General features: G+C 64.7%; 18 protein-coding genes. 12 read left to right on the top strand and 6 right to left on the bottom strand.

Going from position 1 to position 20,992, the window contains the following annotated elements; all coding sequences use genetic code 11:
• Positions 1–68 precede the first annotated feature (68 nt).
• The 8 genes from ACIGJG_RS08535 (at position 69) to ACIGJG_RS08500 (ending at position 10,470) form a co-directional block, all read left to right on the top strand.
• The gene (locus ACIGJG_RS08535; RefSeq protein ID WP_011297819.1) at positions 69–1,313 is read left to right on the top strand and encodes an NAD(P)/FAD-dependent oxidoreductase; all 1,245 of its coding nucleotides are present in this window, start codon (positions 69–71) and stop codon (positions 1,311–1,313) included.
• A gap of 138 nt (positions 1,314–1,451) precedes the next feature.
• Positions 1,452–2,714 carry an ROK family protein gene (locus tag ACIGJG_RS08530; RefSeq protein ID WP_483673027.1) on the top strand — a complete coding sequence of 421 codons (1,263 nt, stop codon included), beginning with the start codon at positions 1,452–1,454 and terminating at the stop codon, positions 2,712–2,714.
• Positions 2,701–4,260 (top strand): sugar ABC transporter ATP-binding protein, encoded by a 1,560-nt coding sequence (locus ACIGJG_RS08525; protein WP_483673026.1) that lies wholly within the window; start codon positions 2,701–2,703, stop codon positions 4,258–4,260. The genes ACIGJG_RS08530 and ACIGJG_RS08525 overlap by 14 nt, the downstream gene beginning before the upstream one ends.
• A gap of 67 nt (positions 4,261–4,327) precedes the next feature.
• Positions 4,328–5,350: an ABC transporter permease subunit gene (locus tag ACIGJG_RS08520; protein WP_011297816.1), complete on the top strand. Its 1,023-nt coding sequence runs from the start codon at positions 4,328–4,330 to the stop codon at positions 5,348–5,350.
• Positions 5,351–5,414: 64 nt separating this feature from the next.
• Positions 5,415–6,338 carry an ABC transporter substrate-binding protein gene (locus ACIGJG_RS08515; protein WP_049796457.1) on the top strand — a complete coding sequence of 308 codons (924 nt, stop codon included), beginning with the start codon at positions 5,415–5,417 and terminating at the stop codon, positions 6,336–6,338.
• Between the two features lie 51 nt (positions 6,339–6,389).
• The gene (gene zwf, locus ACIGJG_RS08510) at positions 6,390–7,871 is read left to right on the top strand and encodes a glucose-6-phosphate dehydrogenase (protein WP_011297814.1); all 1,482 of its coding nucleotides are present in this window, start codon (positions 6,390–6,392) and stop codon (positions 7,869–7,871) included.
• A 34-nt stretch (positions 7,872–7,905) separates the two neighbouring features.
• Positions 7,906–9,534 (top strand): glucose-6-phosphate isomerase, encoded by a 1,629-nt coding sequence (pgi, locus tag ACIGJG_RS08505; protein WP_011297813.1) that lies wholly within the window; start codon positions 7,906–7,908, stop codon positions 9,532–9,534.
• A gap of 9 nt (positions 9,535–9,543) precedes the next feature.
• Positions 9,544–10,470, top strand: a complete 927-nt coding sequence (locus ACIGJG_RS08500) for a carbohydrate kinase family protein (protein WP_220631605.1) — start codon at positions 9,544–9,546, stop codon at positions 10,468–10,470.
• 154 nt (positions 10,471–10,624) lie between these two features.
• Here the strand turns inward: ACIGJG_RS08500 and ACIGJG_RS08495 are convergent, their stop codons facing one another.
• Together ACIGJG_RS08495 and ACIGJG_RS08490 are read right to left on the bottom strand one after the other, a co-directional pair.
• On the bottom strand, positions 10,625–11,800 hold the full coding sequence (locus ACIGJG_RS08495; protein WP_483673025.1) for an extracellular catalytic domain type 2 short-chain-length polyhydroxyalkanoate depolymerase: 1,176 nt from the start codon (positions 11,798–11,800) through the stop codon (positions 10,625–10,627).
• 62 nt (positions 11,801–11,862) lie between these two features.
• Complete coding sequence (locus tag ACIGJG_RS08490) at positions 11,863–12,927, bottom strand: VWA domain-containing protein (protein WP_011297810.1); 1,065 nt, start codon at positions 12,925–12,927, stop codon at positions 11,863–11,865.
• 215 nt (positions 12,928–13,142) lie between these two features.
• On the opposite strand from ACIGJG_RS08490, the gene ACIGJG_RS08485 reads away from it, so the two are divergent.
• A complete protein-coding gene (locus ACIGJG_RS08485; protein ID WP_140950520.1) occupies positions 13,143–14,855 on the top strand; it encodes an ABC transporter ATP-binding protein/permease in 1,713 nt (570 codons plus the stop codon).
• Between the two features lie 55 nt (positions 14,856–14,910).
• Here ACIGJG_RS08485 and ACIGJG_RS08480 read toward each other — a convergent pair whose 3' ends face one another.
• Entirely contained in the window at positions 14,911–15,117 is a 207-nt protein-coding gene (locus ACIGJG_RS08480; protein WP_041679596.1) for a hypothetical protein, read from the bottom strand.
• A 268-nt stretch (positions 15,118–15,385) separates the two neighbouring features.
• Here ACIGJG_RS08480 and ACIGJG_RS08475 point away from each other — a divergent pair, with 268 nt between their 5' ends.
• Entirely contained in the window at positions 15,386–16,294 is a 909-nt protein-coding gene (locus ACIGJG_RS08475) for a LysR family transcriptional regulator (RefSeq protein WP_011297808.1), read from the top strand.
• Positions 16,295–16,387: 93 nt separating this feature from the next.
• Positions 16,388–16,534, top strand: a complete 147-nt coding sequence (locus tag ACIGJG_RS08470) for a DUF3096 domain-containing protein (RefSeq protein ID WP_011297807.1) — start codon at positions 16,388–16,390, stop codon at positions 16,532–16,534.
• 2 nt (positions 16,535–16,536) lie between these two features.
• Here the strand turns inward: ACIGJG_RS08470 and ACIGJG_RS08465 are convergent, their stop codons facing one another.
• The 3 genes from ACIGJG_RS08465 to ACIGJG_RS08455 all read right to left on the bottom strand — a co-directional run bounded on the left by ACIGJG_RS08465 (position 16,537) and on the right by ACIGJG_RS08455 (position 20,406).
• Positions 16,537–16,758 carry a hypothetical protein gene (locus tag ACIGJG_RS08465; RefSeq protein ID WP_041679595.1) on the bottom strand — a complete coding sequence of 74 codons (222 nt, stop codon included), beginning with the start codon at positions 16,756–16,758 and terminating at the stop codon, positions 16,537–16,539.
• 68 nt (positions 16,759–16,826) lie between these two features.
• Entirely contained in the window at positions 16,827–17,537 is a 711-nt protein-coding gene (locus ACIGJG_RS08460; RefSeq protein WP_483673023.1) for a hemerythrin domain-containing protein, read from the bottom strand.
• Positions 17,538–17,766: 229 nt separating this feature from the next.
• Positions 17,767–20,406 (bottom strand): bifunctional diguanylate cyclase/phosphodiesterase, encoded by a 2,640-nt coding sequence (locus ACIGJG_RS08455; RefSeq protein ID WP_140950517.1) that lies wholly within the window; start codon positions 20,404–20,406, stop codon positions 17,767–17,769.
• A gap of 270 nt (positions 20,407–20,676) precedes the next feature.
• Here ACIGJG_RS08455 and ACIGJG_RS08450 point away from each other — a divergent pair, with 270 nt between their 5' ends.
• Positions 20,677–20,952 (top strand): hypothetical protein, encoded by a 276-nt coding sequence (locus ACIGJG_RS08450; RefSeq protein ID WP_483673022.1) that lies wholly within the window; start codon positions 20,677–20,679, stop codon positions 20,950–20,952.
• Positions 20,953–20,992 lie beyond the last annotated feature (40 nt).

The raw sequence follows: 20,992 nt of genomic DNA, 5'->3' as shown, positions 1-20,992 counted from the left end.
GAAGCGGATCTGATCAGGCATGACCAGGAATCAGCCAAGGCAACCCTACAAGAGACAGCACGGAAGGCATGACAAAGGACATTGTGGTACTTGGCGCCGGCATGGTGGGCGTATGCACGGCGCTGGCACTGCGCCAGCGCGGCCATGCGGTGGTACTGGTCGATCGCCAGGCACCCGGCAGAGAAACCTCCTACGGCAACGCCGGCATTATTCAGCGGGAGGCGGTGCAGCCTTATGCCTTTCCCCGCGAGTGGCAGGCCATCCTGCGCGTTGCCCTGCGCCAGGGCAATGATGTGCACTACCATCCCGGCGCGCTGGCACACCTGTCACCGACGCTTATGCGTTACTGGCGCGAGTCGGCGCCCGATCGCTATGCGTCCATCGTGACCGCCTACAGCGCGCTGATCCGCCACTGCCTGAGCGAGCACGACCGGCTGATCACGCTCGCTGGCGCGCAAGACCTTGTGCGGAAATCCGGTTGGCTGCAGGGCTACCGCACGGCGCAAGCGTTCGATCGCGCGGCGAGCGAAGCCGCCGCAATCGCGCGCGGCCATGAACTGGATTGCAAGGTTCTCGACCAGGCTGGTGTAGTTGCCACGGAACCGGCCATCAGCGGGAAACTCGCTGGTGCGATCCACTGGCGCGATCCCTGGACAATCGCCGACCCCGGTGAGCTTGTCACGCGCTATGCCGCGCTGTTCGAACGCGAAGGCGGTGAGTTCCGCCGCGGGGACGCTACCACTTTGAGGCAGACAGGCGCAGGCTGGACCGTAACCACGGAAACGGGTCCGCTAAGCGCAGCCAATGTCGTGATCGCCCTCGGTCCATGGGCTTCGAATCTGATCCAGACGCTCGGCTACCGCTTTCCATTGTTCGTCAAGCGCGGCTATCACCGCCACTATGCCGCCGAGCCGATGCCCCGCTTGCCGCTGCTCGATGTGGAGAGAGGCGTCATGCTGGCACCGATGCAGCGCGGCCTGCGCCTGACGACGGGCGCCGAATTCGCGCTGCGCGACGCGCCGCCAACGCCCGTCCAGTTGGGACGGGCGGAAAGCTATGCGCGGGAACTGGTGAATCTGGGATCACCGGCCGAGTCGCAGCCGTGGCTTGGTGCACGTCCTTGCGTGGCCGACATGAAGCCCATCGTCGGCAAGGCTCCCCGCCATGAAGGCCTCTGGTTCCACTTTGGACACGGGCATCAGGGCTTCACGCTGGGACCGGTAACGGCGCGCCTGCTCGCAGAGGTGATCAACGGCGAGCAGCCCTACGTGGATCCCTTGCCCTACGACCCTGTTCGCTTCGCCGCGATGTAACCCAACTCCCTCACTTTCCAATGTGACGAAGCTGCCTTGCGGGTTTTCCCGCGGTTGAGTTCTGCCCGTCCGTGCTATTTAATTCAACGTGAATTAATTAATAGCGCTCCTCGATGGAGCCAACCGGACGGAGACAAGATGACCGCATCCAAGGCGGGCCGTGGCGTGAATTCCGCCAGCCTGCGTCTCTACAACGAACGGGCCCTGCTGCTTGCGCTGCGCCGCGCGGGTGAAGCTTCTAAGGCAGATCTGGCCCGCATGGCTCAGCTGACCAATACGGCGGTGGGCAGCATCGTGCAAACGCTGACCGACGAAGGCCTGATCCAGCTTGCCGGACGGCGCGTGGACGGCCAGCGCGGGCAGCCTGCCAGCCTGATTCGCCTTCAGCCCAAGGGCGCCTTCGGCATTGGCGTGCGGCTGGACCGCGGCAGCATCGAGGCCGTGATGGTCGATTTTGCCGGGCATATCCTGGCCAGCCGGGCGCACCAGATGGTCCTGCCCCATCCCGATCAGGCGCTGGAGCTGGTGCGTCGCGACATCGATGAAATGCGCGCCCTGCTCTCCCCGGCTGAGCAAAAACGCCTGCTCGGCATCGGCGTTGCCCAGCCCTACAACCTCGGCGCGTGGCTGCGAGAGCTCGATCTGCAAGGTGAGGCCTTCCAGGCCACATTCCGCGCCTGGGACGAGGTGGATTTCCCGTCGATGCTGGCCGACGCCACGCTGCTGCCGGTGTTCAGCGAGAACGACGGCACCGCGGCTGCGGTCGCGGAACTCTTCTACGGTCGGCACCACGCCCAGCACTTCCTCTATGTCTTTCTCGGTCCGGCGATTGGCGGCGGCGTGGTCCTGAACGGCGACTGCGTGCGCGGCGTCTCCGGCAATGCCGGCGATATCGCGATGATGCCGGTGCCGCCCAGCAGGCTGGCTTCTGCCGCGACGGTGCCCGGCCGGCGGCGGGACATCCTGATTTCCCGCGCCTCGCTCAACGCACTGACACGCCACCTGCGCCACCACGGCGTGACGGTGCATGGCCATGCCGACTTGCAGCGCGAGGTGGAACTGAAGCACCCGGCCGTGGCGGAATGGGTCGATGACTGTGTCGATGCGCTGGCGCCGTCGCTGCAATCCGCGCTGGCCGTGCTGGACGTGCCCCTGGTGATCTTTGATGCCGATATCGATGGCGGTCTGGTGCCCACGCTGATCGAGCGACTGCAGCAAGAGCTGGACGCCAATGCCCCCGAGGCGCGCCCGGCCGCCCGCATCGTGCGTGGCTGCTTTGGCGCCAATGCCGGCGCGGTCGGCGCCGCTTCGCTGCCGATGTTCATGAACTTCTCGCCGCGCGCCGAACTGCTCAAGGGCGCGTCCGCCATCGTTCCGGAGGCCAGCCATGCCACTGTCTGAAGCCACTGCCGCCGCGGCGCCGCTGCTGGAAATGCGCAACATTTCCAAGACTTTCCCGGGTGTGAAGGCACTCAGCAATGTCCAGCTCACGATCTTCCCGGGCGAAGTCCACGCGTTGATGGGCGAAAACGGCGCGGGCAAATCCACGCTGATGAAGATACTCTCCGGCGCCTATATCGCCGATGAGGGCGCCGAGTGCCGCATCGGCAGCCGGCCCGTGGTCATCGACGGCCCGCTCGCGGCCCGCGCGCATGGTGTGGCGGTGATCTACCAGGAGCTGAGCCTGGCCCCCAACCTGAGTGTGGCCGAGAACATCTATCTGGGACGGCACCTGCACCGCCACGGCATGGTGGACCGCGCCGCAATGGCGCGCGCCTGCGAAGGCACGCTAGCCAGGCTTGGTGCTGACTTCACGCCGCAGACGCTGGTCGAGCGCCTGTCGATCGCCCAGCGCCAACTGGTGGAAATCGCACGCGCGGTGCATTTCGAGACTCGCATTCTGGTGATGGACGAACCCACCACGCCACTGTCCACCCGCGAAACCGACCGCCTGTTCGCGCTGATCCGCCAGCTGCGGGCCGACGGCATGGCCATCATCTACATCAGCCACCGCATGGCCGAGATCGACGAACTCGCGGATCGCGTCACCGTGCTGCGCGACGGCTGCTACGTCGGCACGCTGGAAAAGGCCGAGCTGACCCAGGCGGCGCTGGTCAAGATGATGGTCGGCCGCGACCTGTCGGGCTTCTACACCAAGACGCATGGCGAGACGCAGGTCGGCGACATGGTGCTGTCGGTGCGCAATATGTCGGACGGCCGCCGCGTGCGCGATTGCAGCTTCGACCTGCATGCCGGAGAGGTCCTGGGCCTGGCTGGCCTCGTCGGCGCGGGCCGCACGGAACTGGCGAGGCTGGTGTTTGGCGCGGATGCGCGCAGCAGCGGCGCGGTGTTCCTCGCCGGCTCGCCACTGGCGATCAGCCAGCCGCGCCAGGCCATCGACGCGGGCATTGCCTACCTGACGGAAGACCGCAAGCTGCAGGGCCTGTTCCTCGACCAGAGCGTGCACGAGAACATCAACCTGATCGTTGCCGCGCGCGATGCGCTGCGCGGCGGCCGGCTCAACCGTGCCTGCGCACGCCGGCGTACGGCCGATGCCGTCAGTTCGCTGGGCATCCGCGTGGCGCATCCGCGCGTCAATGTCGGTGCGCTGTCGGGCGGCAACCAGCAGAAGGTGATGCTGTCGCGCCTGCTGGAAACCAAGCCGCGTGTGCTGATTCTGGACGAGCCCACGCGTGGCGTGGACATCGGTGCCAAGGCGGAGATCTACCGCCTGATCGACGCCCTCGCCCGCTCCGGCGTGGCCGTCCTGCTGATCTCCAGCGAATTGCCGGAAGTGGTAGGCCTGTGCGACCGCGTGCTGGTGATGCGTGAAGGCCGGCTGGTGGGCGAGGTGCAAGCCTGCCCGGATGCCGCAGCCACGCAGGAACGCATCATCGCACTCGCCACCGGCGCGGATGAGCCGGCACAGGCCACCGTACTGCACTGAACCGACATTCCCCGAGACCGCGCAGACGGTCGACGGCAAGCGCCGTCCCACAGACTCAGGAGACACCATGCGCAATTCCATTCATCCCACGGCGCACGCCGTTGCTTCACAAGGCGCGGCGCGCACGCTTGGTCGCCCCGGCGGCGCCACCACGCAGGAACGCCTTCGAGCCCTCGGCATGCTGCCGGTGCTGGTGCTGCTGTGCGCCGGCTTCACGGTGCTGACCGACAACTTCGCCAGCCTGCAAAACCTGTCGATCATCGCGCAGCAGGCGTCGATCAACCTGGTGCTGGCGGCCGGCATGACCTTCGTCATCCTGACGGGCGGGATCGACCTGTCGGTCGGTTCCATCCTGTCGATCTCGGCGGTGGCGGCGATGCTGACGTCGCTGACGCCGGAACTGAGTGCGCTCAGCGTGCCCGCCGCGCTGCTGTGCGGCCTGCTGTTCGGGCTGGTGAACGGCGCGCTGATTGCCTTCATGAAGCTGCCGCCGTTCATCGTCACGCTCGGAAGCCTGACCGCAGTGCGCGGGCTGGCGCGGCTGGTCGGGCATGACAGCACGCTCTACAACCCGGACATCGGTTTTGCCTTCATCGGCAATGGCGACGTGCTGGGCGTGCCGTGGCTCGTGATCATCGCGGGTGCCGTGATCGCGGTGTCCTGGGTCGTGCTGCGCCGGACCGTACTGGGGCTGCAGATCTACGCCGTGGGCGGCAACGCCGAGGCGGCGCGGCTGTCGGGCATCAAGGTGTGGGTGGTGCTGCTGTTCGTCTATGCCGTGTCTGGCCTGCTGGCGGGGCTGGGCGGCGTGATGTCCGCCTCGCGCCTGTACGCGGCCAACGGCCTGCAGTTGGGCCAGTCTTATGAGCTCGATGCGATCGCCGCGGTGATCCTCGGTGGCACGAGCTTCGTGGGCGGCGTCGGCTCCATCGGCGGCACGCTGATCGGCGCGCTGATCATTGCCGCGCTTTCCAATGGGCTGGTGCTGCTGGGTGTGTCGGACATCTGGCAATACATCATCAAGGGTCTGGTCATCATCGGCGCGGTGGCGCTGGACCGCTATCGCCAGAAGGGCTCGGCCCGGACCTGAACCCGCACAGGAGACGCAAGTGATCAAGCAATTCCTGATGACAGTCGCGCTGGGCGCATGCTGCATGACCGGGGCCATGGCGCAGGCGCCGGCCAAAGACAGCGCGACGACCGCTGCGCCGCGGCAGCTGAAGAAGGTGGGCGTCACGCTGGGCTCGCTCGGCAATCCCTACTTCGTGGCGCTGGCCCGCGGCGCCGAAGCTGCCGCGAAGCAGGTCAACCCGCAGGCCAAGGTCACCGTGCTGTCGGCCGACTATGACCTCAACAAGCAGTTCTCGCACATCGATAGCTTCATCGTCGCCGGCGTGGACCTGATCCTGATCAACGCGGCCGATGCGCGCGCCATCGAGCCGGCCGTGCGCAAGGCGAAGAAGGCAGGCATCGTGGTGGTCGCGGTGGACGTGGCCGCAGCCGGCGCCGACGCCACCGTGCAGACCGACAACATCCAGGCCGGCGAACTCGCTTGCGGTTTCATCGCCGAGCAACTCAAGGGCCATGGCAACGTCATCATCCAGAACGGGCCGCCGGTGTCGGCGGTGCTGGATCGGGTCAGGGGCTGCAAGACGGTGCTGGCCAAGCACCAGGACATCCGCATCCTGTCCGACGACCAGGACGGCAAGGGATCGCGCGAAGGCGGCCTCAATGTCATGCAGCTCTACCTGACGCGCTTTCCCAAGGTGGATGCGGTCTTCACCATCAATGACCCGCAGGCCGTCGGCGCCGATCTGGCCGCCCGGCAGCTCAACCGGCGCGGCATCCTGATCGCTTCGGTCGATGGCGCGCCCGACATCGAGGCCGCGCTGAAGGCCGACACGCTCGTGCAAGCTTCGGCCAGCCAGGATCCGTGGGCCATCGCCCGCACGGCAGTGCAGCTGGGCGTCGGCATGATGAACGGCCAGCGGCCCGCCAAACCGGTGGTGCTGCTGCCCTCCACGCTCGTCACGCGCGCCAATGTCCGCGATTACAAGGGCTGGGCGACCCCGAGATAGTGCGCGCCCTGCCATACCCCGAACACCTTTCTGACCGTCCCAGGTGACATGATGGATAGCTCCAAGACCGGCGCGCAGGCCCCGGATTTCGACTTCGTATTGTTCGGCGCCACGGGCGACCTCGCGCGCCGCAAGCTCCTGCCCGCCTTGTTCGATGCGCATGCGGCAGGCGCGCTGCATCCGCGTGGACGGATCCTCGCGCTGGGCAGCCAGCCGCTCTCCCACGAGGCCTATCTGGCCATGCTCAACGACGAGGTACTGCCCGCGCTGGCCGGCAACGCCGTGGCCTCGTCCTGGCCCAGCTTCGTGGAGCGAATCGTCTACCTGCAGGTGGACGCCAACGCCGAGCCGGGCTTCGATGCGTTGGCGGAGCTGGTGAATGCCCGGGCCGCGCCGGTGGTCGTGTACTACCTGGCCACCGCCCCTCACCTCTTCGTCAGAATCTGCGAGCAGTTGTCGCGTGTCGGCCTGACCGACCAACGCAGCCGCATCGTCCTGGAAAAGCCGTTGGGCCATGACCTGGAATCGTCCGAGGAAATCAATTCGGCCGTGGCCAGATTCTTCGCCGAAGACCAGATCTATCGGATCGATCACTACCTGGGCAAGGAGTCCGTACAGAACCTGATGGCAGTGCGTTTCGGCAACGTACTGTTCGAGCCCCTGTGGCGGCGCGAGTGGGTGAAGGAGGTCCAGATCACGATCGCCGAGGAATTGGGCGTGGAGCGGCGCGGCAATTTCTACGACGGCATCGGGGCCCTGCGGGACATGGTGCAGAACCATTTGCTGCAGCTACTGTGCATGGTCGCCATGGAACCGCCCACGAGCTTGTCCGAAGACGCCATCCGCGACGAGAAGCTGAAGATCCTCAAGGCGCTCAAGCCGATCCGGCCCGAGACAGTGGCGGAGACGGTAGTGCGCGGCCAGTACTGCCGCGGCGCGGCTGGCGGCGACCCGGTGCCGGGATACGTGAGCGAGCCAGGCATCCCGGCCGACAGCCGGACCGAGACCTTTGTGGCCATCAAGGCCGAGATCGCGAACTGGCGTTGGGCCGGCGTGCCCTTCTACCTGCGCACCGGAAAACGCATGCAGTCGCGCGTGGCGGAGATCGTCATCCACTTCCACGATGTACCCTGCGCGCTGTTCGATCGGCCGCTGGGCACGCCGGCAGGGAACCGGCTGGTCATCACGCTGCAGCCGGAGGAGAGCATCCGGCTTTATTTCCTGACCAAGCAACCCGGAGACACGCAGGCCCTGGTGCCGGCCTCGCTGGATCTCCAGCGCCCGGGGACAGGCACGCGCGTGCGCCGCATGGGCGCGTACGAGCGCCTGCTGCTCGATGTCATCCGCGGCAGGCTCGGCCTCTTCGTGCGGCGCGATGAACAGGTCCAGGCCTGGCGCTGGGTCGCACCGATTCTCAAGACGTGGCAGAGCACCAACACGCCGCCCAAGCTGTACACCGCCGGCACATGGGGGCCGGCGGCCTCCAGCGCCCTGTTGTCGCGCGACGGCATGGCGTGGCATGAAGAAATGTAGTTCTGTCGTCCGAATTTCCGTTGGAGCAATCCCGATGTCGACGTCCCTCTCCGCCTGGCAATCCCTGCGCGAGCATGCCGCCAAAATTCGCCATACCCATATGCGTGACTGGTTCACGGGTCCGCAGGGCCAGGCGCGCTCCGTGCGCCTGACCGTTGAGGCCTGCGGTCTGACCCTTGACTACGCCAAGAACCGCGTCACCGAAGACACCCTGTCGCTGCTGTTCGCACTCGCCCGCCAGGCTCGCGTTTGCGAGCGGCGCGATGCCATGTTTGCCGGCGAGCCGGTCAACACCACGGAGCGCCGCGCTGCGCTCCATATGGCGCTGCGCGCTCACCCCGGTGACGGCTACCGCGCACTGGGCGTGCCGGTGGAGGCCGATGTATCCGCCGTGCTGGCGCAGATGGAACGCTTCGCGCGAGACGTGCGCAGCGGCAGCTGGACCGGCTTTGATGGACGCGCCATCACGGATGTGGTCAACATCGGCATCGGCGGTTCCGACCTCGGGCCGCGTATGGTGTGCCGCGCGCTGGAGCAGGACACAGAACCGGGGCCCCGCCTGCATTTCGTCGCCAACGTGGACGGCTACGACCTGGCCCGCACGCTGGCTCGCCTCGATGCCGCCACCACGCTGGTGATCGTCTGCTCCAAGACGTTCACCACGCTGGAAACAATGGCCAACGCCCGCACCGCGCGCGACTGGTTCCTGCGCCATGGCGTCACGCACTCGGACCTGGCGCGCCACTTTGTGGCCGTGTCGACGAACCGGGACGCCGTGGCGGCGTTCGGCATCGACCCCGTCAACATGTTCCCGTTCTGGGACTGGGTGGGCGGGCGCTTCTCGCTGTGGTCGGCGGTTGGCCTGTCGATCGCGGTGGCGATCGGCTTTGACAGGTTCCGCCAGTTGCTGGATGGCGCACGCGCCATGGACCGGCATTTCGCCGGCGCGCCGCCCGAACAGAACCTGCCGATGATCCTGGGCCTGCTGGATGTCTGGTATCGCAGCTTCCTCGGCACCGCCAGCCGCTGCGTCGCGCCGTATTGCGAGCCGCTGGACCTGCTGCCGGCGTTCCTGCAGCAGCTCGAAATGGAGAGCAACGGGAAGTCGGTGCAGCACGACGGTGCGGCGCTGGAGGCCGGTTCGGCTGCGGTCGTATGGGGCACCACCGGCACCAATGGCCAGCATGCCTATTTCCAGATGGTCCACCAGGGCTCGCAGCTCGTACCGGTGGACTTTATCGCTTGCCTGCAACCGCACAGCGACCTGCCCGGCCACCATACCAAGCTGCTGGCAAATTGCTTTGCGCAGGGAGAAGCGCTGCTGCGCGGGCGCACCGCCGACGAAGTACGCGCCGAGGGGAAGGCTGACGAGGCGCTGGTGCCGCATCTGGTATTTGAAGGGAACCGCCCCAGCAATACGTTGCTGCTGCAGCGGCTGGATGCGTTCCACCTCGGCGCCTTGCTCGCGATGTCGGAACATCGCACCTTTGTGCAAGGCGCGCTTTGGAACATCAATCCCTTCGATCAATGGGGCGTGGAACTTGGCAAGATGCTGGCCCGTCCCATCGAGCGCGAACTGGAAGGAGCGCCCCCGCAGCCGCATGACGCGTCGACGGCCGCGCTGATCCGCCGCGCCGCACAGTTTTGTGCAAGCACAGACTAGGAGACACGGATGTCAAGACCCCTGCCCCGCTACGTCGTGTTCGGTGAGGCGCTCACCGACATGGTGCTCCAGGCCGACGGCAACTGGCTCGGCCTGCCAGGCGGATCCTGCTGGAATGTGGCCCGCGTCGGCGCGCGCCTGGGCATCGACACGGCCTTTGCCGGCGCTGTCAGCCAGGACCTGTTCGGCGATACACTGGCCCGGGCCACCGAGGAAGCCGGACTCGACATGCGCTTTCTGCAACGTGTCGAGCGTTCGCCGTTCCTGGCTTTTGTCGCTTCGCGGCATCCTCCACAATACTTTTTCGTGGGCGACGACAGTGCCGACCTGCATTTCGAGCCGTCCCGGCTGCCGCAGGGCTGGCACGAGGCGGCGGAGGTCATTCACTTCGGCTCCATCAGTCTGGTACGGCAGCCGCTGGCCGGACGCCTGTGCGAGGAAGCCACGCAGGCCGCTGCGGCCGGCAAGCGCATTGCCTTCGATCCCAACTACCGCTCGCTCATGAGCGCACCGGGCTATGGCGAAACGCTTGCGCACATGCTGCGGCTGGCGTCCTACGTCAAGATCTCGGATGAAGACCTGGCGGGCCTCTTCCCGGCGCTGCCACTGGACGCGGCGCTTGCGCAGGTGCGGGCCATCGCGCCGAACGCCACCATCATGCTCACGCGCGGGGCTGATGGCCTGACGCTGCTGCAGTCGGACATCGTGGTGGAGCAGCCGGCGTTCCGGGTGGAGGTTGCCGATACCGTCGGTTGCGGGGACGCGGCCATGGGCGGCTGGATGGCCTCGGTGCTTAGCGAGCCGCGAGCGGACCTTGCGGGCCAGGCGCGACTAGCGGCAGCGGCAGCGGCAGTCGCGGCCAGCCATGCGGGTGCTTATGCGCCCTTGTGGCGAGAGCTGGAGGGGTTGGCGGCAATGCCCCGGGGATCGGCGTAATTGCCGGTCTGCCAGAGAGTCATCAGGCGAAGTACCCTTCGTCGATGTGAAGCAGTTGCTCTTCCACGAGATGGGCGCCCAGCTCGGTGTGGATCTCCGGAAATATGCGCATTCATGGTGGCATTTTGCCAAACCCGCCATCGCAAAGGTTTCCCTACCGTGTGGCTTCGCCAATGATGCTTTCAATCACCCGCATCTGCGGCGCCTTGCTGGTCAGGTAACGCCTGGCCTGCGGCGTCTCATCGTCCAGATAGCCCCACCAGTCCCAGCAGGCGTTCGGGTTCGGCTTCACCCAGCTGGAATCGGCAATCCGCAACGCCGCGGGCATGGCGCAAACCTCTCCATCCATGGACGTCTGGTGATCGAGCGCCGGGTAGATGACGATGACCTTGTAGTAGTCCGCCCAATTGTTGTAGCCCGCGGTCACGGCAAACTCTTTCGCCGTCTGTTTGCAGCCATGCAGTGCAATGTGTATCCGGCAACGGCTGCCGCTGCTTCGGCAGGACGGCGGAACGTAGAGATATCCGGTATCCGCCATATCGAAGTTCTTGCGCCGCGCGGTGCTGAAGGGTAGCCAGAAGATACCGTCAGGGGCGATCTTGCCGTCGCTCTTTTTGATCGGGTCGATCAGCGGCTGTTGCTTGAATGCCCAGACCTCCGTTGCCGGGATGTCCCTGACACGCCTGGTCGGATCGTAGACCGTGGCCGGTTCATAAAGGGCGTGGAAAAGCTTCCCGGCATTGTCTTCCGCGCCGCAGCGGCGAACGTAGGTCTTTTCCTTGCCATTGGACTGGCACGCATCCGTCCCGTCGGGGGAGATAATGCCGTGGCCGGCCCGGTTGCTTCCGTCCGCGGCATTCCCTCTGTCTACGACAGGCGCTTTTCCGATAAGGGCAGCCAGGAAGTCAATGCTCGCCTGACCCGACTGCTTTACCACGGTATGGTCTTCCGGGCTCTGGAAGACATAGGAGCGCTGAAGTGCCACCGGCTTGCCCGCGACCAGCTGATCGATCGACCCGCTCGCCGCTTGCGCGCGGGCGCCCGCAACATGGGGAGCAGTAGGCTGCCGTCCACACATGCAGTCATTGATTGCCACGGATAGTCGGCCGTCCGCACAGCCCCACCCCGGGCCGGCAACGGCGCCCACTCCGACGATGGAACTGGAATGGGCGACAGCGTACTGAATGGCCATGGCAGCGCCGGATGAAACCCCTGAAATCGAAACCTCATTGGGATTACCACTCCGTGCCAAACCTCTCCCGTCGTCGGCACGGGCGGTACCGAGCGCAGTGAGAATCACGAAAGCGAAGATTTTGAATTGACGCCGCACGTTGTGTCTCTCCTCCAGGACACCCGGGCTGGCGCATGCCAGCCGCTTGCCTACGCTGCCGTTCACCGCCGGAACCAGAGCATCGACAGCACGCACGCCGCCACGAGTAAGACAACCGAGCCTGCCGCGAACAAGGCACCGATCTCGACTTCGCTGCGCTCGAGTGCGAAGCGGCCGCTCAGCTGGCGATACACACGCGTCAGGTCGGCGGCCGAGCCGGCCTGGAAGTATTCGCCGTCCGTGAGCGTCGCGATCTGGCGCAAGGTCGGTTCATCCACCTGCATTTCGTAAGACAAGCTGGATCCCTCCGTACCAGCGTCCTGTACCGCTCCGAAGCCCACGGTATAGACGCGCAGGCCGCGCTGGGCGGCCATGCGCGCCGCGTCAAGGGGATCCGGGCCGGTCGTGCGCCGACCATCACTGAGCAGGATCACCGCACCGTGCCGGTAGGAGCCGGGCGCCGCCCCGGGCTGTTCCAGATCGCGCTTGCGGACGGCGTCCGCCGCGGCGGCCTCGGTCAGCGAGCGGCCGCCAGTGCCCGGCGCAAGCGACTCGCCGCCAAAGAGGATCCCTTCGAGGTCGATGCCGTCATCAGGAAACAGCACCGCCAGCGACTGGATCAGTCCGCTGCCTGTCGCCGTGCCGTTCTGGAGCTCGAAGCGGTCGATCGCGTCGAGCATGCGAAGCCGGTTGTCGGTAGGCGGCAGCACCACGATTGCCGTAGCCGCAAACGAGACAATGCCAAGGCGCACGCCAGGCGGCAACCCGACGATGAGATCGCGTGCGGCCTGCTGGGCGGCGCCAATGCGCGTGGGTGCGACATCGCTCGCTGCCATGCTGCGCGAGACGTCCATCGCGAGCACCAGGGTGACGGTGTCAGATGGCAGTGTGAGGGTGGCGGTGGGACGGGCGCAGGCCAGCAGCGCCGCGGCCAACGCGAACAGGAACAGCAGCGGCGGGATGTGACGCCGCAGCCGCTGCCTGCGACCCAGCGCGGCACGCGGCAGCGCAAGGCTGGCATACAACACGGCAGATTTCTTGCGCCGGGCAAGCAGGTAAAGGTAAGCGGCCACCAGCAGGGGAAGAGAAACCAGCGGCCAGAGCATCTGCGGCCAGAGAAACTGCATGCCTGCTCCTTGGCGCGTAAGTAGGACGATGGTACCGGTATTTCCTGGGTTGACGGTACCTCGCGGGGCAATCGAACGACTATGATCTACGCATGGGTCTCCAACCCCGGCAAACCGACCATGCCAGCTGGCATGCGAAATGCGTATGCCCGGGCTGTTAGAGGCCTTAGGCCCGGCGGGAGCTTCCTGCCGGCCCGCAGCCTTGTCAAAACGACATGGTCATGGCAACGCGCAGCGGCAATCTGTGGAAGCGGTTCCTTGACATCGCCAGGCCATACTGGGTGTCACGGGAAAAGGGAAAGGCTTGGGCGCTGTTGCTGATACTGGTCGGCTTGCTGCTAGGCCAGACCTGGACCAATGTGCGCTTCAACGAGCAGACAGGGGAATTTGCCTCGGCACTCGCGGCCGGAGACGCTGACCGCTTCTGGTATGCCATCCGGATCTTCGTCTACGTGCTGCTGGCGGCCGTTCCCGTTTACGCCTTCTACTACTACACGCGCAACAGGCTGTTCATGCATTGGCGCGCCTGGATGACGCACCAGTACCTGGAAAAATACTTTGGCAACTGCGCCTTCTATGCGCTGAACAACAACACCAACATCGACAACCCCGACCAGCGCATCTCGGAGGACATCAGCACATTTACGCAGCAGTCCTTGTACTTCCTGCTGCTGATGCTGGGGTCATTGCTGCAGCTGATTGCGTTCAGCGAGGTGCTGTGGTCGATCTCGCGCGAACTGGTGTTGTTCCTGGTGCTTTATGCCATCTGCGGCACGGTGGTTTCGGTGCTGTGCTTCGGCAAGGTACTGATTGGGCTGAACTTCTATCAGCTCAGGCGCGAGGCCGACTTCCGCTTCAGCCTGATCCGGGTGCGCGAGCATGCCGAGTCGATCACCTTCCATCGCGGCGAGCAACATGAGTTCCACCACGTACGCGGCCGGTTCCAGCATGTGTTCGCCAACTACAACCGCCTGAACCGCTGGCAGCTCAACCTCTACCTGTTCCAGTATGCGTATGCGTTCCTGACACTGATGCTGCCAAGCGTCATCGTCGCCAACCGCGTGCTCGACGGCGAACTGGAAGTCGGCAGCGCGATCCAGGCCGCGGGAGCGTTCACAGCGGTGCTGGCGGCGCTGACGGTCATCGTCGACAACTTCGAAAGCCTGAGCCGCTTCGTGGCAGGCCTGGACCGGCTTGCCACATTCGCCTCGTCGCTTGCGCATACGCGCGTGCTGCGGCGCAAGCCCGGGGGGCGGATCGATCACCAGCGCGGCGACACGCTGTCACTGGAGCACCTGACGCTGCATACCCCTGACTATGATCGTACCCTGCTGAAGGACCTTAACGTGACGGTGGGCAAGGGCCAGAGCCTGTTGATCATCGGTCCCAGCGGAGGGGGCAAGAGTTCACTGATGCGGGCTATCAGCGGCCTGTGGAACTGCGGCAGCGGCCGCATTGTGCATCCCGAGCCCGGGCAGATGCTGATACTGCCACAACGGCCATACATGGCGGTTGGCAACCTGCGCTGCCAGCTGTTGTATCCCGACCAGGGGCAGCATCGCATATCGGATGAGGAGCTGTTGAAGCTGCTGGACATGGTCAACCTGCCTGACCTAGCGGAACGCGTCGGCGGCCTGGACGCGGAACTGGACTGGGGCAAGGTCCTGTCGCTCGGTGAACAGCAGCGGTTGGCGTTCGCCCGCCTGCTGCGGGCCCGTCCGCGCTACGCGTTGCTCGATGAAGCGACCAGCGCGCTCGATGTCGCAAACGAGGCCGCCCTCTACAGCCAGCTCTCCGCTGGCCATACCACGATCGTGAGTGTCAGCCACCGCCCCACCCTGCTCAAATATCACGTCCAGGTACTGGAACTGTGCGGCAACGGCGACTGGCAACTCCGCACACCGTCCGACTGCAGCTTTGCGTGGTAGCGGCAGCGAAGGGACAGCGGTGCCCGGATTCTGGCTAGGTGGGTCGTGTCGTACGTTATGCCGCCGCGTACAACGGCGTCACCACCTTGCTGTAGAACCGTTCCCCGAGGGCCGTCAGGCACGGCCGACGCTGGGTGATGCCGCGCCGCACCCATTCGATCATGCCTTTATTCGCCAGCCCCTCCAGTTCCAGAGCGTCGGTCGCATGGTATGGCGCGTTCCGCACAAGAATCAGTGCCGAGATTTCATGGTGACTGAGCATTGCGTCTCCGATCTAGCTTTCGGGCGGCACAACCGGGCATGTGCGGCCATAGGTCAAATCATCTCGCAGTCCCGGTGGCGTCCCACGCGCACCTGGAACCCCGACGGCGCATCGGCACGTTGGCAGACCGTGCCGCCCAGACAGCGCCGTCCGGACAGGTTGCTATTCTGGACAAGGTGGACGCCTGCGCAAAGCATTGCTTTGCGATGCCGCCATAACGAAAACTGAGGGCAGTACGGCTCCTCTACGTGGAGCAAACGACATCCCCATGAGCCAGCTTGACCCGCTTTCGCTTGAGCTCTTCATCCACGTCGTGGAGCATGGGACGATCGCCGCCGCCGCAGAGCGCGAACACATTTCCGCAGCGGCTGTCAGCAAGCGCTTGAGCGACCTTGAAGCCCAGCTTCAGACGCAGCTGCTGGTGCGCACCAACAAGGGCGTGGAACCGACTCCAGCCGGCCAGGCGTTGTTGACGCTCGCCCGCAGTGCCCTGCATGAGCTGGACCAGGTCTTGGTGCAGATGCAGAGCTTTGCCGTGGGTGTACGCGGACTGGTGCGCATCTGCTCGAGCCTCTCAGCCATTCTCCAGTTCCTCGCCGAACCGCTTCACTCGTTTTCGGCACGATACCCAACGGTCCAGCTGCAGCTGGAGGAAAAGACCAGCACACTGGTGCCAAAGGCTGTTGCCGAGAACGCCGCCGACATCGGCATCTACCTGCCGGTCATGCCCGTGCCTGGGTTGCAGACGTTCCCGTTCCGCAAGGACAGGCTCGTCGTGGTCACACCGCATGGGCATGTGCTCGGGAATCGGCCCCACGTTGCCCTTCGAGACCTGCTCGATCACGAACTCGTCAGCATGCACACAGGAAGTGCCATCGACGTCGCGCTGCTGCGTGCCGCGCAAGACTTGCATTGCCCGTTGAAACTGCGTATCCGGGTAACGAGTTTCGACGCTTTGTGCGTGATGGTTAGCGCCGGACTCGGCATCGGCATACTGCCGGAGGCGATCGCACAGCGTAACTGCGCCACGATGCCGCTATGCATCGTGCCGCTCAGCGATGCGCTGGCGAGGCGCGAGTTCCTGCTGGCCGTGCGCTCCATGGATGCCTTACCCGTGGCGTCGCAGATGCTGGTGCGACATTTGCTGGAAACGGAGGATGGCACGGACGGTGTCTGAGCTCGCCTGCCGCCTCACATAGAGGGGGTGAGCGGATTAGGCGACACGAGCGGCCATCGGCCGGACCGTCCGCTCACATTCCAGGGAACTATCATGAACTTCATCACCAGTGCCGGCCCGCTGATCTCTTTGATTGCCGGAATCCTGATTCTCATCATGCCCCGGCTGCTTAACTACATCGTCGCCATTTACCTGATCGTCATTGGCGTACTAGGGCTTTTCGGCGGGCATTTGCATTGACGTCAGCTGTCGTCGTGGCACTTGTATGCCTGGCGCTTTCCGAGCACTTGGGCGAGTAACGGCACTGTAGTTACGACCCCTACGGCAAGCAGCGTCCAGCCGATGGCGCGGCGCTGTTCGGGGTTCATTCGGTTGCTGAGCAACAGCGCCAGTCCTGCTGCGCCCGCCGCTCGTGTTCCGGCAATCAACCCTATTTCCGGAATCGTCAGTGATACCTCATTCATTTGTGCCTCCGTCTCCTTTGGGGTGGTCAGTTGCGTGTCTTGAGGTGGGCACATTGACTTCACGCCATCTATTTTTTGTTTTCCGGCGGCTTGTTCATGGTGAACCGGCCAATATCAGACAAACCCATCTCATCCTCGATACTCGCGATCTCCTTCGAAGCGTAATCGAAGCCATCATGGCCAAATACCTTTTTTTCGATTTTTTCGAATTCCTCCCCTGCTTCTTCATAGTTCTTCTGCGACAAGGAATTTTTCCATGCCGTGAAGACTACGGTATCTTCGCGGGCGGCATGGTGTGCATACATCAAATTGAACTCCCGTAGTGCCGCGGCAAGCGGCGCAGCGTTGCTGCCGGCAACATTTCCGCCCTGCGCAACACGAAGGACATAATCGGTGAGATCCCGTCCCCGATCATGCTGCTGCTGCAGGACATCGGCGTAGCGGGAAACCGGCCCCTCGAGTTTGCGTATCGCCGGGAAGATGATCTTTTCTTCCAGCCTGCGCTCGTGGTAGTCCTCCCCGAATGTCCGGAACAGCCGGGCGGTTCTCGCCAGTGCATGGGCCGGGAGCGAGGCGGGTTGCTGCATCAAGCGGTCGGCCGCAGCGCCATAGACCAATAGTGCCCGGCGAAGGACGCCGTGCTCGCGCATGAGATCTTCGTTTGCCGTTACCTTTTTCTCTTGCGTCGCGGCCAAGCCATTGGACAGGAAAGATTCGGCGAGTACCAGGCCGCATCCGACCATACACGTTTCCATGAAATCCCTGCGCTTCGTTGACATTGCACTCTCCTTCTGAAGTGCACCTTTGAGATGCCGGGCGCAATTGGCGATCGAACCTGATGGAAAATGTGAGATTTGCCGTTGCCAGCCTTCCATTTGAAGTCTAGATTTTTCATTTCGCGGAAGCTTCGCGCGCGGAACGTCACAATGCCCGCTTTATGGACAATGGCCGGCAGCATATGTGCGCCGTCAGGCACCACGGCACCACAGCACCGGGGCGCCGTTCACCTCAGGTCACGGCGCTCACGAACGCCTCGAATGCGCTGGCCTCTACCGGAGGACAGAAGAAGTGGCCTTGCCCGTAGTCGCAGCCGGCAGCGAGCAGGATGTCGCGTTGCGACTGGGTCTCGACGCCCTCGGCGATCACACGGATGCGCAGGGCGTGCGCCATGTTGATGATGGCGCGGCACAGGGCCACGTCGTCCGGACCGCGCGTCAGCGAGCGGATGAAGGACCGGTCGATCTTGATGTAGTCAATGTCCAGGCGCCGCAGGTACGACAAGGAGGAGTAGCCGGTGCCGAAGTCGTCGAGCGCAATTTCGATGCCGGCCGCCTGAAAGCGGGAGAGCTGATCCATGACATCGGCGTTCTGCTCCATCAGCGAGTTTTCAGTGATCTCGATGACGAGGCTGCCCACCGGCACGTTCCTGCGCTCGATCATGCTGGACCAGGACTCGGGTCCGCTTGAAGGCGCGCAGAACTCCATTGGGGATTTGTTGACCGAGATCTGGAAATCCTTGCCTAGCAATACGTGCCAGCGCGCAAGCTGGCGCAGCGCTTCCGTCAGCACCCAGCGGCCGATGTCGATAATGAGGCCGGATTCCTCCGCAACGGCAATGAAATCGACCGGGTGGATCGGCCCGCGCACCGGATGGTTCCAGCGAATCAGGGCCTCGGCCTTGCAGACCTTGCCCGTGCGCAGATCAACGATGGGCTGGTAGTGCAGCGCGAATTGTTCGGACGCCAGCGCCGTGCGCAGGTCCTGCGTGATACGCAGGCGTTCCCTCTCTGCCTGCAGCAGCGCCTGGGTGAAGATCTTCCAGCGATTGCGCCCCTCCTCCTTGGCGGCAAACATCGCGTGGTCGGCGTACACCAGCAGCGCCTCGGCATTGTCGGCGTCCTTGGGGTAGGTCGCCACGCCGATGCTGGCCGACACCACCACCAGCTCGCCGGCCAGGCGGTAAGGCGCGGCAATCTGCTGCAGGATCGCCTCGGCGATGCCGCCGGCAACGCCGGCATCGCCGACTGCGGGCAGGATCACGGTGAACTCGTCCCCGGCAAGCCGCGCGACGGTATCCGACGCGCGCACCGATGCCGCGATGCGCCGCGCCGCCTCCAGCAGCAACAGGTCGCCCTGGTCGTGGCCAAGGGTATCGTTCACCTCCTTGAACCGATCCAGGTCGATGAACAGCAGCGCCAGCACATCCTGCGTGCCGCGCGAACGCTCGATTTCCTGCTCCAGCCGCTCGAAGAACAGGCGGCGGTTGGGCAGGTCCGTGAGCGCGTCGAAATTCGCCTGGTGCCGGATGACTTCTTCCGCCTGGCGCTTTTCGGTCATGTCATGGATCAGCGCGACGCGGCGGTGCTCGCCGTACTGGTGTGCCAGGTAGGTATCAACGGTCAGGTAGGCGGGAAACTCGCTGCCGTCCTTGCGGCGGATCGAGAATTCGCCGCTCCATCTGCCCTTGGCGCCCAAGGTAGCCCGCAGGCGTTCGACCAGCCCTGCCGCATTGCCGGCTCCGCTAATGCTGTAGCCAGAGCGGCCCTTGATCTCCTCGACCGTATAGCCGGTGGCAGCCGCAAAGGCGGGATTCGCGTCGATGATGGTGCCGTCGACGGAGGTCACCATCATGGCCTCGCTGCTCGACGAATAGACCAGCGCCGCCAGCCGCATCTCCTCCAGATGGCGCCGTCGCTCCACCATGGAGCGACGCAGGCTGTAGTACAACAGTCCGACCAGCAGCGTGGAAGCCATGGCGCCGGCCAACGCAATGCGGCGATAGACCTCGTAGGGAGCCAGCACCAGGCCCACCGACTCGCCCACTACGAAATTGAGTCCGAACTCCGGCATGCGGTAATAGCCAAAGACCCGTTCCACGCCTTCGGAGCCCGATACCGCGCGATAACTACCAGACTGGGGCGACCCGCTGGCGAGATAGGGCCTGTTGGTGACCGCCCTTGCCAGTGAGCCCTCCAGGCTCGGTACGCGCGCAATGACCTGGCCCGAACTCTTGATGACCGACGCCACTTCGCCATCGCGGTTAGTGAACGTCTGCGCAAAGCTGGCGAACTGCTCCGGACTGACCGAGACCACGATGACCCCGTCGAAGCTGCCCTCGCGCAGGATCGGGCGCGTGAACTGGATCGACCATTTGCCCGAGACCTTGCCCTTCACCGGGTCGCTGATAAACAGCATGTCGCGGCCGCCCGCGTCCTGATGGACCCGGAAATGCTCGCGCCCGCTCAGGTCAACCTTCTCGCCGGATGCGGGCGGGGCGATAGATGAGTAGACGAGCAAGCCATGCTTGTCGATCACGGCGACCTGGAACGTGAGATCGACCACCAGGTTCTCCCGCTCACGCACCATGTCGATGAAGCCCGTCTGACCGGCCAGCCAACTGGCCCGCAGGTCAAGGAGGAACTCGGACAGCCGCAGGATGCTGGACTTGGAGTACGCGCCGAACGCCAGAGCCTCTGCCTGGGTACGGTCGGCAGCGTCGTGCAGCAACCGGTCCCGCTCGCTCACGAGTTGAAACGCCGCGAATGACCACGTTGCAATCAGCCACGCCGCCGCGCCCAGGTTCAAGGGGGAAAAGACCTGGCGCAGGCGCTGCAGCGCCTTGCCCCGGGTGGTCGAGCGTTCTCGCATCGAATAGGTGTCGCAACGCAGCGAAGAATCGGTATGGGTAGCAGGCTAGCCGAGGTCAGCGAACCCGACAAGCGGCACGCATGCTGTACCGTGCATGCTGGCGCGGTACGCCGCTGGTGCGCCGAAAATAGCATGTGGCTGACACGACACCCGGGGCGTGTGCTCGTCCATTAACAAACCATTACAGATGGTGAGATCGGTTTGCATTAACCTCCGCAGCCAACGGCCCAAGCTGGCCACTGACCCACGAGGCCTGAGGCCGGAGAATGTATGAAGAAGATCCAAACGCTTACCCTGATGGCAATGGCTGTGCTGGCAACCGCAGGCACCGCGCATGCGCAGCGTGCCGTCGGTGGGATGGGCGAAGAGATCAGGATCGGCGCGTTCTCCGAGCCGGGACATGCGAGCCGCAACCGTGGCTTTACGGCGGACAGCCGGGACGGCAAGGCAGTCCAGGGTCGAACCCCCACCACCGTCGGCCAGCAACCGGGCCGGGCCGGTGCGCGCGCGCCGGCCGTCCCGCTGCCCGGCAGGCATCTGCCCTAGATCCGCGCCTGGACAGCGAAGCGGCCTTGAAAGGACGCCC

It is taken from the genome of Cupriavidus sp. C1SS-2L (assembly GCF_057073735.1).
This window is presented reverse-complemented; position numbering and strand designations above follow the sequence as displayed.

Bases quoted from the DNA above. Each gene is read 5' to 3' on its own strand.
- ACIGJG_RS08535 (WP_011297819.1), top strand. From the start codon at position 69: ATGACAAAGGACATTGTGGTACTTGGCGCCGGCATGGTGGGCGTATGC.
- pgi (WP_011297813.1), top strand. From the start codon at position 7,906: ATGTCGACGTCCCTCTCCGCCTGGCAATCCCTGCGCGAGCATGCCGCC.
- ACIGJG_RS08490 (WP_011297810.1), bottom strand. From the start codon at position 12,927: ATGCAGTTTCTCTGGCCGCAGATGCTCTGGCCGCTGGTTTCTCTTCCC.
- zwf (WP_011297814.1), top strand. From the start codon at position 6,390: ATGGATAGCTCCAAGACCGGCGCGCAGGCCCCGGATTTCGACTTCGTA.
- ACIGJG_RS08520 (WP_011297816.1), top strand. From the start codon at position 4,328: ATGCGCAATTCCATTCATCCCACGGCGCACGCCGTTGCTTCACAAGGC.
- ACIGJG_RS08455 (WP_140950517.1), bottom strand. From the start codon at position 20,406: ATGCGAGAACGCTCGACCACCCGGGGCAAGGCGCTGCAGCGCCTGCGC.
- ACIGJG_RS08480 (WP_041679596.1), bottom strand. From the start codon at position 15,117: ATGCTCAGTCACCATGAAATCTCGGCACTGATTCTTGTGCGGAACGCG.
- ACIGJG_RS08475 (WP_011297808.1), top strand. From the start codon at position 15,386: ATGAGCCAGCTTGACCCGCTTTCGCTTGAGCTCTTCATCCACGTCGTG.
- ACIGJG_RS08450 (WP_483673022.1), top strand. From the start codon at position 20,677: ATGAAGAAGATCCAAACGCTTACCCTGATGGCAATGGCTGTGCTGGCA.
- ACIGJG_RS08460 (WP_483673023.1), bottom strand. From the start codon at position 17,537: ATGTCAACGAAGCGCAGGGATTTCATGGAAACGTGTATGGTCGGATGC.
- ACIGJG_RS08530 (WP_483673027.1), top strand. From the start codon at position 1,452: ATGACCGCATCCAAGGCGGGCCGTGGCGTGAATTCCGCCAGCCTGCGT.
- ACIGJG_RS08470 (WP_011297807.1), top strand. From the start codon at position 16,388: ATGAACTTCATCACCAGTGCCGGCCCGCTGATCTCTTTGATTGCCGGA.
- ACIGJG_RS08500 (WP_220631605.1), top strand. From the start codon at position 9,544: ATGTCAAGACCCCTGCCCCGCTACGTCGTGTTCGGTGAGGCGCTCACC.
- ACIGJG_RS08465 (WP_041679595.1), bottom strand. From the start codon at position 16,758: ATGAATGAGGTATCACTGACGATTCCGGAAATAGGGTTGATTGCCGGA.
- ACIGJG_RS08515 (WP_049796457.1), top strand. From the start codon at position 5,415: ATGACCGGGGCCATGGCGCAGGCGCCGGCCAAAGACAGCGCGACGACC.
- ACIGJG_RS08485 (WP_140950520.1), top strand. From the start codon at position 13,143: ATGGTCATGGCAACGCGCAGCGGCAATCTGTGGAAGCGGTTCCTTGAC.
- ACIGJG_RS08525 (WP_483673026.1), top strand. From the start codon at position 2,701: ATGCCACTGTCTGAAGCCACTGCCGCCGCGGCGCCGCTGCTGGAAATG.